This window comes from Spirosoma sp. SC4-14, from assembly GCF_037201965.1.
Lineage (GTDB): Bacteria > Bacteroidota > Bacteroidia > Cytophagales > Spirosomataceae > Spirosoma.
Map to the genome: position 1 here is coordinate 7,436,352 of NZ_CP147518.1, position 16,382 is coordinate 7,452,733.

A 16,382-nucleotide genomic window follows, 5' to 3' on the forward strand; every position below is an offset into this window, starting at 1 on the left:
TTTATTGCCACTCCACCCCAACGGGATCAGTAGGCGCGCTTTCGCGATTATCGGTCTGAACGGCTACTATCGAATAGAAATAGGAAATACCCGGTGTAGCTTCCCGGTCAATGAATTCGATCTGACGCCCTGGCAAGGTGCCCATCAGGCGGGGGCGCTCTGTTTTGGCGGTATATCGATACACCAGAATTTTCTCCAGCGACTTATCCAGAGGAGCATCCCACCCTACCCGCACCCCTTTATCGGTTACGACCGCAACCACTCCACGCACGGGCAATACGGGGCTTAATGCCGCAAAATAGACGACTTCCGGGCTAAAGGCACTTCGTTTGTCGTTCAGCCCATAAGCCCAAATCCGGTATGTATAGCGATGACCAGGCTCTACACTGCCATCTTCATAACTGTTTTGAGCGCGGTCGGCAGGGGTTTGCCGATAGAGTTCTTTAAATGTTTTTTCGTCATCAGTCTGCCGCTCCACCACATAGCCCCGCACATAAGGATCAATATCCCGCATATTCTCCCAAATCAGTAGCGCGTGGCCTTCTTTAACGACAAGTTCAGGGTTGAGGGGTGTGGCAACTCTGTCTGGCAAACGTGGATCGGAATATACGATCTGACTCAAAGGCCCTGTGTTATAGCTTGTATTGACTGCCACAACTGCCCACCGATAACCAACGCCAACAGCTAGTTTACTGACCGGAATACGGTAATGAACCATAGAATCGGTCGAAAGAATAATACCGGAATACGGCATCATGGAGCCCATTGCGCTGTTCGATACATAGATATAGTAGCCACGGGTATCTACATCGGCACGTTGCCAGCGGAAGTACAACGTATCGTTTAGCTGGGTTAATTTCAGATGGGAGGGCGGCAGCAAAGCCAAACGATTGGCCCGAAGCATTCCCGATACCCGCACCGAAGCAGGCAGGGCATCGTAGGTACCGTTGGGTCGAATCTGATAGTAATAGCCCCTGATGGGATCGACCCGATTGTCACTATACGTCGTGTCGGTGGGTAACGCCGACGCAATCCGCCGATAGCCGTCATCATACCGATCGCTACGCCAGATTTCGATCGACCGAACATCCTTCACAGACGACAGTTGCCACGAAAGCCGAATTGCATTGCTAGCTTCTTCAGAAGATGTTCGAAAGCTCAAAATAGCCGGTAGTTGCTCCAGCGGACGCAGATTGGCAATGGTTAATGTATCGGATGGGCGACTTTCATTACCCAGAAAATCGTTTAGTAAAACAACATACTGATACACCATTTTATGGCGGGCATTCGCGTCGGTGATTTCCAGAAACAGGGAGTCTTTTTTCCCTTTACGAAAACCCCATTCGGCACCACATTCGGCAAAGCCGGTCTGATTGTAGGTAGCCCGAAGCAAGCGCGCCCCGGCAAGATCGGGGGTAGTTCTCCGCAACAGGTACGTAATCTTCACTACACTCCCATCTGCACTATGTCGTATGGAACGGGCCGTAGCCGCGATCGTTGGACCAGGAACACTGACCGTAACAGGGCTTCGACTTGCTCCACTACCGGCTACTGTCAGGGGACGAATCCGATAATCGTACCGACGGTTCTGCACCACTGCCGTATCTAAAAAGCCAATACCAAAGGCTTCCAGATACTGCGGATTCCACCCGTATGACTCCAGAGAATCGACCGTAGACACATCCCGATACCGCGCATACAGTAATTCAATAAGTGAATCGGCGGGTAATTCATATAGTGGATTTTTGCGTGTCAGCAGTGTAAGCCGGGCAACCAGATCGGTAGCGCTATGGGGCGATTCATCGGTTGTGTATACAGGTTTCCAATCTGTCTGACCAACATTCGTTTCGAGTCGTTCGATTATATAACGGGGTCCATGCAGTAATCGGTCGGTCTGAATAAACACACCGTAGCGGCCAGCCGTAGCCCGCGTTTGTTGGGCTGATACGGCTGACGACAGCCCTAAAATCAGCAGTATTATAAACGAAAGTTGGGTTTTCATTGGTCGTTGGTAGCACAGCCTCCTGTGCATTTATCGAATGTGCAGCTTACATCGGGTTTTATGGCTGGTTTTTCACCATACCTATAGGCTGCTGTAGCACCCAGTTTTAGACAGAAATCAGCGTTTGTTTCCGTTGAGTAGTCCAGCAGGTCGCCGGGCGGGTCAACTTTCAGATTTACCAAGAAACCAGCATTAAGTTGCATACCCAGTGTTAGAGCAATGCTTTTATCGCCCGGATTTGCCGTCAAAACAGCATCTGCCGCCCCGTTTATGTGTACCTCACCCGATGCCTCCACAACCAGAATACGACCGTAGGCATAGGCATGTGCCCCCACACCCAGGCCCGAACCATAGCTCCAGTTCCCGCTGCTATAGTTGCCAAACAGATAGCCATCGGCATAAGCATCCAGCCCTAGTTTGTATTCGCCCACTCCTGGCAAACTTTTTTGCTCTTTCCATTCGCCAATAATGGGAACCGGAATTTCGCCGGTAACGTAAAAGCCTTTGAACCGCTGCGCGAATGCACAGGGTAAGGCTTTCCGGTGGCTATTGGCAAACAAGACAGCATTGGCATCGCCCAGATCCTGACTGTCGTAGAACCCCAGCATCAGCCCCCCTTTCATATCGACCGGAACAATGAGTGGCACATTCTGCACATTGCCCGAAGCCACGAGGTAGAACCCTTTTCCATCCAGTCGAACCTGGGCTATTCCGCTGAAGGTCATCGTTGGGGGCACGGGCAGATGACTCATGGCAAGTGTTCCCGTAAAACGATGCTCCCGACGGTCATAAACCAGACTTAGCCCCCCCATTCCGGTATCAATACCGTCGAGTTTAATTTGCTGGTTATCAGCCCTTATTTCACCATAGGCCGTAAACGATAATCGGTTCTGTTCCTGCTCGGCGAGCATATCGAAGCCTTTAGGCAATCCGGAAAAGGTCATCAGCCCCCATTGTCCGCCCGAAACTGCCTGATGACAATAGAGTTGCCGAAGCTCACGAGAGCCCTCAATAGGCATAGACAGCTTCCTGAACGAACCGCTTTCTGTGTAATAATTGGCATCATTTTTAGAATCGATAATGTCGGCAGGGTTATCCCGAAGCAAGCCAAGTTTGGCTTCGTCCCGCAAATCGAGATTCCGGTTGTGGGTAATATGGGTGTAGCCGTTGGTATGTACCAGCAGCACATCGTTCAGGAGCAGTTTATCGGGTTCTTCGGCTTTGCCCCGAATTGCCATAATACCATCGGCAAAATATAGAGCCGTACTCTGGCTACCGTCGGCTGCAACATCCTTACCGGCGTCGAAACCCAGATAACCTTTGGTTTCGAATTTGTAGCCTCCCGGCACAATTGTTTTCAGTTTTACGGCCCCACCGTTGGGTCTGGAATAGATGAACCGCATCGGCACATCCTGTGGGGCATTGGGAATCCTGGCCGACATACCCGCATCGAAGGCAAAGTAGTTGGTGCCGGTTTCGATTGTTACGGGTCGAACGTCGATGATGTTGAAGTAATTAACAGCCTGACTACCGGACCCAAACGATACCACATCCTCGCCATTATCCAGCAACGACAGGGTAGCGAAAGTCAGGTCCTGCGAGAGTCCGGGCACCGATTTGGCAGGCAGTATAGCCGCGGCTGAATTTCCATCGGGTACTACCACCACCGACCAGTGACCTTTCATGTCGGAACCAGTTTGCGCATCATAGCCAAAATAGGCTTTCCCACCAAGTTTTAGTTGAGCAATACCGGCTAGTTCGAAGTTGTTTTTTGGTTCAACTTCCAGCTTAAAAAAGTCGCTACGGAGATTAAACAGCTTAATCGGCACGTCGACTTTACCGGTTTTCACAATACCTTCGGTCGCATAAAATCCGCCCTGTTTGTAATCGAGCTGCCAGTTCCGAACGGCAACACTCCACGTTCCTCCCAGGTTAAATGTAAGTGGCGTCTGGCTGGTTTTGGCATCAACTGTATTGTTTTTCAGGACCAGATCGCCAATCGTTACTGTCAGTTTCGAGGGGTTAGCGTCTTTGATCGTACAGGTCATGGTAGGATTCAGATGAATTTCATCGCCCACTAACCGTGACCCGTCTAACTGACTTACGGCGTCGAACCCGAGCAATTTCAACTTCATAGGCTGTCCGTCTTTCTGAGCAATGCCGAAATGAGTCCATTTTATGTTAGTTAAGCTCGCGTCGAAGGCCGTTAGTACGGGTTTAGTACCGGGTTGGCCATTAATTGCCGGGTCGTATAAAAAAAACTGACCCTTTTCGTAAGAGAGCAGAGCAGCCGAAAAATTGAACGAATTATCAATTATTTGCGCCTGAGCCATAATTGTACCCGTTGATTTGCCGGGCGTCCGTACAATTTTCAGTTTGCCATACTGCCCATCCGGCGATGTCAGCCGAACGTTGTAGCTAATATTCTGAAGCTCTACCGCAGCCGTAGTATGATAGACCAGATTATCGAGCAGCCCCGTTTCTAATTCAACTGTTTCGCTCGCAGGAATACCTTCCTCAGGATTGTCGGGATTGGCTTTGAACACTACATTTTTAAACCGCACTTTCACTTTGGAGTCAAGCAGGGCAAAAGGCCCCAAAGCCGGGTTAGTTAAATCGACTTCGCCCGTTACGCTCATCGTTTTGGTATCCAGCTTTTCGACATTGACCGGGAAGCCCCAAAGTGTAGCAATCCTGAATTTTGTGAAGGTTGTCAGTGTTAGTTTGAGCGATTCGCCCTTGGCCTGCGGAATAGACTGTTTGCTACTGGCACCCACATAGGTCGTTAAACTACCCTGACTCAACTTGTCGTATGAGGCTTCGACCGGAACCATCGAGCCATCGAACGTTTTAGATACATCGAGCGAAAAAACGCCACCTTTCCCCGATCGGGTGCTGTATTTGACGGGTGTATTGCTCCCCGATGGCACAAAAACCTCGACCCCTTCGAGCGGTGTTTCTTTGCCATCAGCCGATGCCACAACCACAATTCCCGTCACGGTGCGGGCTGGCTCGAGCGCAACCAGACGGAGATCTGCTGTTTTAGTCTCTACATTTGTTACCGATACGGTTCGGGTAACATAACCAGGCGACGATACCTCTACGAACAGATTTTCGACAGAAATATTTTTGAATTTAGTTTCGATTAAGCCAAGCGTATTACTTGGGCCGAATTTGTAGCCCTGGCTGTTTTTGCCAAAAAGTTTAACAGTTGCTCCTCCTATGCCATTGTTGGTCAGAGCGTCCAGAATCTGAAAATTGATCCGATGATCGCGTTCGTAGACGACAATATCACCCGCATTAATGAGATAGCGTTTGTCGTTGCCCGTAACGGGCTTAGGCAATTGTGTTTTAATGTGGCGCTGTTCGCCAAAGTAGCTCCTATTTACCGGGAAAATTTTGAGTGAATCAGCCGTCGACGGCGCATCGACGTTAAACCGCCACTCTCCCATATTGGTCCGAAATGTTTTGAACAGGTAACCATTATCGACCTGAACATAGGCTTCAACTGTCTGTTTCTTATCGGTCAAACCGACAAAAATTGCTTTGTTATCGGCATCGACCGTACGGCCCATAATTATCGTATTGGGTTGCATCAACAGCCGATCGAAATAGCTGTTTTGCCCAAGCATCAGATCACCAATCTTTATTTTATTATCGGCTACAATCTGGTTGGCTACCGAGTCGTAATAGCAATACCCAGCCTTCTCGATCACCATCGATGCATTTTTGCCGGGTTTCAGCTCAAACGGCTTTAAAAGCCAGCCATCAGGGCCGGTTAAGCCGAATTTTGTTCGTTTTCCGTAACCCTCTTCATCATAAGTCAGCGTTATCCAGGCATTTTTAAGACCCTGAGTCGGATTTGTTTTATCGACCACACGCAGATTAATTGTCGGATCGCCCGGCTGAAGGTAGCGCTGAACAAGGTCGGATGTGGTATAAGTATACTGATCGGCAAAAAGAGAGGCCTGTGCATTGTTCGAATAGATACCAATAACATATTGGCTATTTACGGGTCCGTCGCCCACCCTATAATTCAGCCAATAGTTGCACACCACAGAACCAACAAGTGCACCGTTGGGCGTATAACAATTCACCCAATTCAATTTGCGGGCTTCTTTTTGCTGACTTTGTGTTGGACTGTCGAGGTAGTCGGGCAAGTACCTTTCACTAACCAGCATACTCTTCAGGCTCACCAGGCCGTAGTTATTCAAGCCACTTATGCCCGATTCGGTAGCAATCAGGTAGGCATCGTCTTGGCTAAGGGCTATTACCATCCGCGAAAAGTTTACCTTACCGTCGGCGGCCGTTTTACCCTTGGCAACGACCGGATAATTAACTCCATTATACTGGTATGTTTCGGTCAGTCCCTGGCCTTCGTCGGCAGGCGGCAACATGCTGCCACTCCCCGATTTGGCATAGCCCGGCCGACGGAGTACATAAACGTTAATACCAAATAAGTTTTGCTGGATACCCGCCTTCTGTTTCTGCGCGCCAACGGTTCCGGTCGTATCCGAACGCAACTGTATAGCCAGATTGAAGCTGCGAACTTTAGCTGTTAAATCGCCGAGCTGGTTCGGAGTCTGAAGGTTAATTTTTTCGTCGTCCGTGTTTCCAAAATCTTCTATCGGATACGCGTAATACGAATTATCGACCAATACACGCAGAGTTCGAATGTAGGTTCCGGTTTTGGTTACGCTCTCGCCCGGCAGGAGAATATCGCCCGAATACTTTGGCGTCTGATAATCGGCACTCACCTTGCCAAGCGGGAGAGGTTTGGTCATTTTCACAGTGAACGTAACCTCGCCAGCCGAGTTGGTTTTGCTTACTCCCAGTGTTTGACTGAACGTTTTGTGAAACTCCTCCAGACCCGGCGGTGGGCTTTCTACGTACATTTTTTTACTGCCAACTTCCTGATAAATCACCTGTAGCCGGACAGACATACTGGCGAGCGGACGACTGTTGGCCCCGTCTTTACCCGGATCAGCAAACTTATAGAATAGCCTACCTCTGAAAACTGCTGTCGGTGCTTCATTTGTCTGAATATTGAAGGCATATTTTTCTATTCGGGCTGGTGTAGTTGCCAGTTTACCTTTGGGAGTCAGAAACACAACGGGGTCAGCATCCTGGGGCTTCTGCCCACAACCGGGGCAATAGATCATATACGTGTCGAAGGCACTAACCGCATAGATCAGCCGGTTGAAGGTGGTGCCATAAGCCGTGCCATTCTGCTGGAGAGGAGCCAGCCCAATAAACTCATAACCCAGCGACTCTACTTCTTTCCGGATCATTTCGGCAGGTAAAGACGGCAGGCCAATTCCGGAAATTTGTTGCTGACCCATACTAACAACCGGAGAAGCCTTGCCCACCGATTGGCTCCCTCCCGAAACCGGCACATCATCGGTCAGCCTGTACTTTTCAACCTGTCCTTCAACCGGTAATCGGTACTTATCATAATCGTTCGCCTTACCTGGTTTTCGGTATAAGACCAGATACTGACCAGCCAGGTTCACATCGGGTACGCCCGGCCAGTTCTGAAACGACTGGCTGGCCGTTACGCTAAGCTGATAACCCGACGCCAGCCAGCTAACACCACTTACCTGATAAGGCCCTATTTCGGATCGGGCAATCTGAAATGTGTTCTGGTTATTGGTCTGATAATAACTACCGACTTCGGCAATGGGCTGAATAAACGGATTAATGGCATCGACCAGACAGCGGGTAAACGTCTGGGTCGTATCGGCACTATGTAATCGGGACCGTAGTACCTGAATCCGATAGTTACCCGCTGCATCGGACTGACCATAGGCAACATTTTCACGATAATTATTCGGATAAACCTTCATCAGAACCACCTTCGTATTCGGCAGCGCATGAACCCCGCCCGATTCGCCGGGATATCGGTAAGCCAGAATACCCGTCACGGTCAGGCTATCGGCCGGATCACCCTTATCGCTGGCAACAAGCAAAAACGAACGAGGTTCAGCCGCTAATGGCCGCTCCGACAGATTCGCCTGCCGGCGCTGATTGTCGGCTATGCCAACCAATTCAACCTCGGCCCGATAAATCCGGCCAGTACTCATACCAGTCGGCAAATCACTACGTTCCAGCTCCAGATAGGGTGTTCGTACCTGCCGGTCGAGGACAACAGCACCGGGCTTTCCGTTCTGTATAGCCCGGATACGGACTCGGTAGTTGAGGCTCGCAATGCGGTCGAAAAGGGTTTTGCCAGGTTGTGCATTATACGCTTTACGCAGGCTTGTTTCCAGACCTTTATCAATTTCCCAGGCAATACTAAAGGGGTTATTCGTTCCGACCTCTACCGTTGCAAGTTGTTTGGCCCGCCCAGGCGTTGGTTTCGTAATCGTCAAATAGGGATTTAAGCGTTCTCTCGTTTCAGGTACTGAACCGTACTGAAAGGCGCAGGCAGGGCTTTTGCCATCATTCAACAGGTTTAGCCGACCAAACTTATCGATCGCCTGCACGCGCCAGGCATAGCGCTTACCCAGTTTAAGTGGCAGGTAACTGGGGCCATATAGAAAAGTACTGGTGGACAGATTCTTTATTTCGATACCCGAAGGAGGCAGATTTATAGCATCGATAAATACGTTAGGGTCTACATTGCTGAGTGGCAGTTCGACCACCCGAAGGGTATAACTGACCTGTGTCGGTAAAATTCCGGCGGGTGGTGTCCATGTAAAAACGGTAGCCTGCGGTGTTGTCGGCAGCACTTCGCCATCGCATAGGGGCGAAATCAGCATTGGAGGCTCAATGGCCCTGACCGGAAAGGGTGGGCTACAACCCAGCGGTTCGCCCGCCGACAGCATCTGACTGGTGCGGTTATCATATACCTGAACACAAACCTGATAATCGCCTTCGGGCAAAGGTTTTCCCTGATACAACAGGTTCTTGTCCATCCCATCAACACTGATCTGATTGAGATCAAATAACCCTTCGAGATCCCGGCGGGTCAGTAGCGTTGTGCCAGCAGGTAGCACCAAAGGAACCGGCGGACGATAGTTTGGCAGGGTTCGGATCGAAACGCCATTGTCGCCCGTTACGCTGCCCTGCAACCGAATTTCCAGCGACCCACCAGTGGTATTGATCAGTCGAATCTGCAGTTGTTGCCCAGCTCCGGCATAGTCCTGCAAATAGGCACTGTAGGGCGGGTTACTATTAATAAGTACCTGCACCTGCTGCTGGGCCGAAACCACCCGAAACAACAGTAGGAAAGCGGTAATAAAGAGCGCACGTTTCATTGTTCTGATAACATGAATAGGTCAGAATTTGGGAGTGTCGTGTTCAGTTCAGAATGAAATTCCATAGCCAAGCGTCCCTCTGATTTCGTTGTAGCGTTGTTCCAATAGGCCTGTATCCGTATTCAGATAAGCTAGTTGAAGGCTCAGATTCTGGCGTTTTGCCAGCTGATAGGCGACATTGCCCGACGCATTCAGAATTTTCCCGTTCAGCATTGCCCCACCGCCATCAGTTTGTTTATTAATCAGATAGCTGGCATTGAGTGCCGTTGTTAGTTTATTGGTCAGAAAATTCTTCGTTAGCCCCAGCGTTGGCCCGTAGAAAGTGGTCTGCATACCCATTGACAGATTCGATTCTGTATAGGAAAGCAGTAAACTAATTCCCAGTCCACTCCTGATGGACTGGTAGAAATAGCCAAGGTTGAGATTGGTATTTGTATTATTGGTAAAAGCGGCCGTTCGTTCATTCAGATCTGTAAGTTGCTGGCGAGTGGCGATTAGCGTAACTAACTGCACAACCTGTTCATTCTGAATTGTATAGCGCGTATTGATCGTTGCCGAAAAATTATTTTGGGCTAATCGGATTGTATCGATAATGGGCCGAAGTCCGGCCTGCTGGCTGATTCCATAATTAGAAAGTTGCAGATCGATACCAAAAGCCGTTGCCGGATTATAGGATACAACCAGCGAGCCAATGGTTCGTCCTGTTCGGGCATTTTTGTTTTTAGCCAGATTGTCAATCTGTATTCCATAACTCCCCGACAGCCGCAGTTTACCCTCCAGCAAGGTCAAATTAGGTGCAATAGCATAGCTTTCTATATCGCTCTGGAAGTAGTATGATCCCATTGTCTGAAAATTGGGATCAATTCGTTTGTACTGAAGTTTGATGCCTGCGTTTTTAGTGCGATAGCCAATGGCAGCCTGGGTAGCCTGGGTGAGCTGGGTCGAAATTCGGGCTGTAAACATCCGGCCAAAAAACCGGGTAACAGCATTACTCCCTTCAGCCGCCACCACCGTACTCCGAACATCGCGGGTATAGGCGCTAACGGCAGCATCGAGTTCTACCGTAATGTGTTTCCGAATGAGTAGCCGCGAAGTAGCCCCAACGACCAGATTCTCGGCAGGTGCAACGCTTTGGGTCGCCGACTGCGGTAGGGAAGTAATGGAGGTCGAATCGTCATGGGCCCGAAGCAGCAACAGATCGACGTAGTTGCCGGGTTTGCCATAACCAACTTTTAGAGCATAGCCCGTTCGTTGGTAGGCCGGAATAATATCGGGCTGGGCCAGGTTGGTTGAAATTGCTTTATTGAAACGCCCATATACTGCCCCCAGCCGTAATTTGCCCGGATTCAGTTCAGCACCTCCTCCTAAAAATGTATGCCCTGCCAGCGTAAACGGTGAAAACGTAACATTACGATAGCCAGCATGGATGGTAGCCCATTTATAGGTCGGCGATACGCCAAACTGATTGAAGGGCTGCCGAAAACTATTCCCCTGATTACCGAGTACGGCCGAAAATGGTAATGAAATGCCCCCTGGCAATGCAACCGTTATGGAACCACTCAGGCCAAACGGGGTTGGCTGATTGCGGGCCACCATGCCGGAACCAGCGTAGAATCCGGCATAGGCACTGAACCCGCCCGATACCTTTGCAGGCAATGCCCCATTGGGCGATGGGTTGGTTTGAGCAGTGGCCGGAACCATACAACTACTCCAGCCCAAAGCAAGCAGTAGACATAGGCGCATAAGGCGATTGATCGTTAGAGGTAGCATTGAAAATCTGAATCAAAACTACCCTAAACCCATTCGCCCGTCAATCGGATAAATATATGACCGGGAAACTACGCGGCACGACACCCTAGGAGGCAACACACTGACTAACAGGTCATTAATGCCAAATTAAGGAAGCTATTAGAATTAGCGACTCCGTAGAATTGCGTAGTCTGGAGCAGTCAGCACGTAGAGAAAGCTACTTAAACAAGCCCGTTTTCATCGCCTTGATCACGGCTTCGGATTTGGAGTTTACGTGTAATTTTTCATAGATATTAACAATATGCGTACGAACAGTTCCCATGCTAATGCCGCAGTGATAGGCAATCAGCTTATAACTGTCTCCTTCTACCAATCGGTATAATACGTCCTTTTCTTTATCGGTCAACTGGTATGTATTTCCCCTACTGGAGCCCGGTTTATTCTGATTGCCCTGCGCCCGGAAAGCATCGAGCACCTTCATAGCAATGGAAGGTGTCATGGCAGCACCACCCGAAGCCACCTCTCGAATGGCATCAATAATTTTATCGGCGGGCGTCTTTTTTAGTAAATACCCAACGGCTCCGGCCGAGATAGCGGCAAAAATCCGCTCGACATCGTCAAATACGGTCAGCATCAGAATTTTAGGAAATGTCGTCTGCTCACGGATCAGTTGAACCGCTTCGATACCCGTTCGGCCCGGCATATCAATATCCATCAGAATAACATCGGGCCGACTTTCCCCAACAACGGCTACCACATCGAGTGCATCCGGATATTGACCCGTAACAATCAGATCGTCTGTAGCATCAAACACCAGCGCAAGCGTTTCGCGTAATGAATCATTATCATCAAATAGAGCGATGCGGATCATAGGGAGCAAGGTTTCCTGTAACAGTATCAACGTAAGGCGCAAACAAAGGTAGACCGTTCTGCTCTGGCATACTATCGGATAATTATCCGATAGGGACCAACAATCGTACGGTCGTGCCTGCGCCGGTGCCCGAGTGTACATCCAGCGACCCAGACATCGCCTGGGCCCGCTGATTCATACTCTGCTGGCCTGTTCGAGCACTGGGCCGCGCCGGGTCAAACCCATGCCCGTTGTCCTGAATTAACACCTGTAGTCGACCTTGCTGGCTTTCAAAGCGAACGGTAGCCTCGGTAGCTCCCGAATATTTAACCAGGTTATTAATGGCTTCTTTTCCTATTAAATACAAATTCCGGCGAACTTCCATTGAGATGGGTATCATATCAAAAGAAGGGTCTATCGCGAACGAAAACCGAATATGTTTCGACTCCATAAGGGGCTGAGCGTACTCTTGCAGGCGAAGCGCAATCTGCGGCAACGAATCATTGCCCGGATTGATGGTCCAGATAATCTCATCGATCGACTCCAGAATCTGGCGGGCATCCTGGTAAATTTTTTGCACCATCTTCTGAGCCGACTCCGGTCTATTTTGACTCAGCAGCGTATCGGTATGACCACTCAGCAGGGAGATACTACTCAGCGTGCTACCCACCTCGTCGTGCAGATCCTGAGCAATTTGCTGGCGGAGTTGCTGGGCTTCCTGAAGCCGACGGAGTCGAGCCCGGTTGAGCAGCCAGGCGCTAACAGCCCCACCCAGCAGTAGCAACAGAGCGCCACCCACCAGCAAGGCAGTAGCCTGAAACTGACTTCGTTCCAGATCGCGCTGACGGAGTTGCGCTTCTTTTTGCAACAACCGTAAACGAGCTTCTTTTTTCTCCGTCTCATAGCCAGCAATAAGTTTCTGGACTTCTACTTTGGCCTGCGCGGTAGCCATTGAGTCGGTAAAGTTGTAGCTCTGATTCAGGAATGAATAAGCCTGCTGGTATTTTTTCTGTTCGGCATAAATTTCTGCAATTCCCTTCCGATATGATACAATAGCTTCACCATCTTCATTTTTCTCAGCCATTGCGAGGGCTTTCAACGCATACCGTTCGGCATTTGGGTAGTCGTGCAAGGACTGATAAAGACCGGCAATGTTATAATTAGCCCTGGTTACCGATGCATCGGCATTCTGTTTTTCGGCAAGCTTCACGGCTCGAAACAAATAAGGCAATCCTTGTTTGGCCTGCCCAAGCTTATCATACATTCGGCCTATATTCTGCAACGCATCAATCTGTAGCAATTCATAACCAACAGCTTCGGCTCCTCTTAATGAGGCCTTGTAGGATGTTAAGGCTTGAGCAGGATTATTCAGATCATCATAAATATTCCCAATATGATTGTTGGAGATGGCTATTCCAGTAGAATCATGCATAGCCCTATCAATAGCAACTGCTTTTCGATAATAGGGTAATGCCTGCGCCGGATGCCCCGTTTGTTTGAGCATGAGTCCAATTGTTGGATAAATAGCCGACAGACACTCTTCGGGCAACTGCTGGGCTTCCTGAAACCGGATAGCAGCCAAAGCAGTATCAATCGCTTTCTGCGGCTGATTCAGGTGGCTATAAACCAGAGCAACATTGCCCATGGCCACTACCTGCTGCCGTTTGGACAAACCAAAACGCTTCACATCTTCCAGCGTTTTCTGGAAATACGCCAGCGCCTTAGGCAAGTCATTTTTGTGAAAATAGGCCGCAGCTTCCCGATGATGAGCCGTATAAATTCCACGGTTAAACTTTAGCCGTACGGCCAGCGATTCGGCCTGACGAGCCAGAACGATGGTAGAATCGTAGGCCGCTTTCTCAAAAATCAGTTTCCAGCCAAAATCATTCAGGGCATTAACGTAGTTCGTATCCCGACGCGCCGTTTTCAGATACTGCGCCAGCGAATCAAGACTCTTAGGAAGTTGTGCCCAGCCACAGGTCGCCAGAAACTGCGTTAGCAGCCAGAAAACAAGACAGGCTTTCAGGAACGTGTTGCTCATACAATACAGGTTGTAGCAGTCCGTCCATCACCTGCAGACGGGTTCCCTGACCCAGTGCCGACCGAATGCTTAATGTACTCCCTCATAGCCACTTTTCTAATCAAATATAAATTCCGGTGAACTCCCATCCATATCAGCGCAGCATTGCCTAAACCCGAACGGGTCAGAACCGACAACCGAATAGGTTTCGACTCCAGAATCTGACAGCCCCCCAATCGATCTACCAACTAAATACCTGTATATCATTGTGGACCATAAAGTCAGATGGCTAATTACTACTAAATCAGTAGTGCAAAGCAATTGATTTAGTTTTCGGTAACAGCAGACACTACAGTTACCGGTTGCTCATTTTTTTCTCATTTTTTATAAACGACGATTGTTTACTAAACACTGTTCATTATCTTTGCTTTGTAAACGAAAAGTTACAATGGGAATTACTGAGCGGAAAGAACGGGAACGGGAAGAGATGAGGAAGCTGATTCTGGACGCTGCCCAAAAGTTGTTTCTGGCAAACGGCTACGAAAAAGTTAGTCTACGCAACATTGCCGACGAAATTGAATACAGCCCGGCCACTATTTATCTGTATTACAAGGATAAGAACGAGCTTCTGTTCGCGCTGCATCAACGCGGATTTATTAAGATGGTGGCTGAATTTCAGCCTATTCTGACAATGACCGACCCGTTCGAAAAACTAGTTGGAATGGGTCGGGCTTACATTCGATTTGCTGTCGAAAACCCAGAACTGTTCGATCTGATGTTTATTATGACAGCGCCAATGGATAAGCTCGACAAAGAAGATTGGGTTGAGGGCGATCAGGCATTTGGCTTGCTAATGCAGGTTGTTGAAGAGTGTATGGACGCTGGTATTTTCCAGCGACACGATGTTCAGGCAACATCGATGATGATCTGGAGCTCAATTCATGGCTATACGGCTCTTTTTTTACGGAAACGCCTGGGAATGTTTCCAGAGTGCGACCGCCAACTCATTATGGACGAAGCCTTTAATCTGTTCTGCGAAACACTACGACACGGTCTGTAAAAAAGACCGCAAATTTTTTTACCCATATGCTAAACACTGTTCATTAACTAATAAACGATCATGAAATTCATTCTCAGACGCATCCGCTATTTGGGCCTGCTATTTCCTCTGACAGCATTGGCTCAGCCTTCTCTAAACGGCAAGTCGCCGATTGTCGAGAGCTACATCCGCGAAGGGTTGACCAACAATCTTGCACTCCGTCAGGAATCGCTTGAGATTGGTCGCGTAACGGAGTCGTTGAACCAGGCAAAGTCGCTCTTCTATCCACGCATTGCTTTCAACCCAACCTACTCGGTAGCAGCAGGCGGTCGGCGGCTGGAGTTTCCGGTAGGTGATTTGCTAAATCCAGCCTACAAAACGCTGAATCAGCTCACTGGCTCCGATAACTTCCCAACCAACATCCAGAATGTCAATCAGTTGTTGGCTCCCAATAACTTCCACGACACTAAGTTCAGTGTGAGCTATGCTATCTTCAACACCGACATTCAGTATAATTATCTCATTCAAAAGCAGTTATTATCGGCACAGGAGGCTCGGAAACGCGTTGTTGAGAACGAGCTGCGGTATACTATTGCTACTGCTTATTACCAGTATCTGCAAACGCTGGAGGCTATTCGCATTTTCGAAAGCGCACGCACGGTATTAAACGAACTGGCTCGTTTGAACGAAAAGCTGGTTAGTAACAACGTAGCCACGAAAGAGGTCGTTACGTCGGCCCGTTACGAGGTCAGCAAAGTCGATCAGCAATTAGCCGTAGCCCAAAAGAATCGGGAAACCGCTCAGGCCTACTTCAATTTTTTACTGAATCGCGATCTTACAACAGCCATTGACGTTGATTCGTCGCTTACCAAAATTCTACCCGAATCGAAAGAAAATCTGCCCGATTTACAACAGACGGCTTTGCACGGGCGCCAGGAACTTACTCAGCTTGGCCAGTCATTAGAAGCCGCCCAAACAGCGGTTCGGCTTAACGAAGCCAATGCCAAAATCCCGAATCTGTATGTCGGAGGTAGTACTGGTTTTCAGGGATTTGGCTATACGTTTCAGAATCAGGCGTATGTGGTAGCACAGGTTGGTTTGCAGTGGGATCTGTTTCGCGGCTACGAAAAGCGCTCAAAAATTCAGCAGGCAAAAATTCAGACCAATGCGCTGCAAACCCGCATAGCCGAAGCACAGCGCCAGATTCAGTTGCAGGTTTTGCAGGCGTATTATGATCTGGATGCAGCTAATCAGAGCCTGGTTGCCACACAAAGCGGGATGACCAATGCCGACCAGTCGTTTCGGGTTGTCGATAGCAAATATCGGAATGGGCAGGCACTGCTGATTGAGTTTCTCCGCTACCAGAACGACCGGCTAACGGCTCAGTTGCAGCATTCGGTAGCGCGTATGGATGTGCTTGTCAAACGTGCGGCTCTGGATCGGGCAGTAGCGGTTCAGTAACA

At 49.2% G+C, this 16,382-nt stretch carries 7 protein-coding genes; 2 read left to right on the forward strand and 5 right to left on the reverse strand.

Going from position 1 to position 16,382, the window contains the following annotated elements:
- Position 1: 1 nt before the first annotated feature.
- The 5 genes from WBJ53_RS30725 to WBJ53_RS30745 form a co-directional block, all read right to left on the reverse strand.
- Positions 2 to 2,002: a hypothetical protein gene (locus tag WBJ53_RS30725; RefSeq protein ID WP_338873510.1), complete on the reverse strand. Its 2,001-nt coding sequence runs from the start codon at positions 2,000 to 2,002 to the stop codon at positions 2 to 4.
- Positions 1,999 to 9,261: a hypothetical protein gene (locus WBJ53_RS30730; protein ID WP_338873512.1), complete on the reverse strand. Its 7,263-nt coding sequence runs from the start codon at positions 9,259 to 9,261 to the stop codon at positions 1,999 to 2,001. Before WBJ53_RS30730 ends, WBJ53_RS30725 begins: the two co-directional genes overlap by 4 nt.
- 48 nt (positions 9,262 to 9,309) lie before the next feature.
- Positions 9,310 to 11,004, reverse strand: coding sequence for a hypothetical protein (locus tag WBJ53_RS30735; RefSeq protein WP_338873514.1), 1,695 nt, complete (start codon positions 11,002 to 11,004; stop codon positions 9,310 to 9,312).
- A gap of 223 nt (positions 11,005 to 11,227) precedes the next feature.
- Positions 11,228 to 11,881, reverse strand: coding sequence for a response regulator transcription factor (locus WBJ53_RS30740; protein WP_338873516.1), 654 nt, complete (start codon positions 11,879 to 11,881; stop codon positions 11,228 to 11,230).
- Positions 11,882 to 11,963: 82 nt separating this feature from the next.
- Positions 11,964 to 13,901: a tetratricopeptide repeat protein gene (locus tag WBJ53_RS30745; protein ID WP_338873518.1), complete on the reverse strand. Its 1,938-nt coding sequence runs from the start codon at positions 13,899 to 13,901 to the stop codon at positions 11,964 to 11,966.
- Between the two features lie 427 nt (positions 13,902 to 14,328).
- Here WBJ53_RS30745 and WBJ53_RS30750 point away from each other — a divergent pair, with 427 nt between their 5' ends.
- Positions 14,329 to 14,940, forward strand: a complete 612-nt coding sequence (locus WBJ53_RS30750; RefSeq protein WP_338873519.1) for a TetR/AcrR family transcriptional regulator — start codon at positions 14,329 to 14,331, stop codon at positions 14,938 to 14,940.
- Positions 14,941 to 15,000: 60 nt separating this feature from the next.
- On the forward strand, positions 15,001 to 16,380 hold the full coding sequence (locus WBJ53_RS30755; RefSeq protein ID WP_338873521.1) for a TolC family protein: 1,380 nt from the start codon (positions 15,001 to 15,003) through the stop codon (positions 16,378 to 16,380).
- Positions 16,381 to 16,382: the final 2 nt, after the last annotated feature.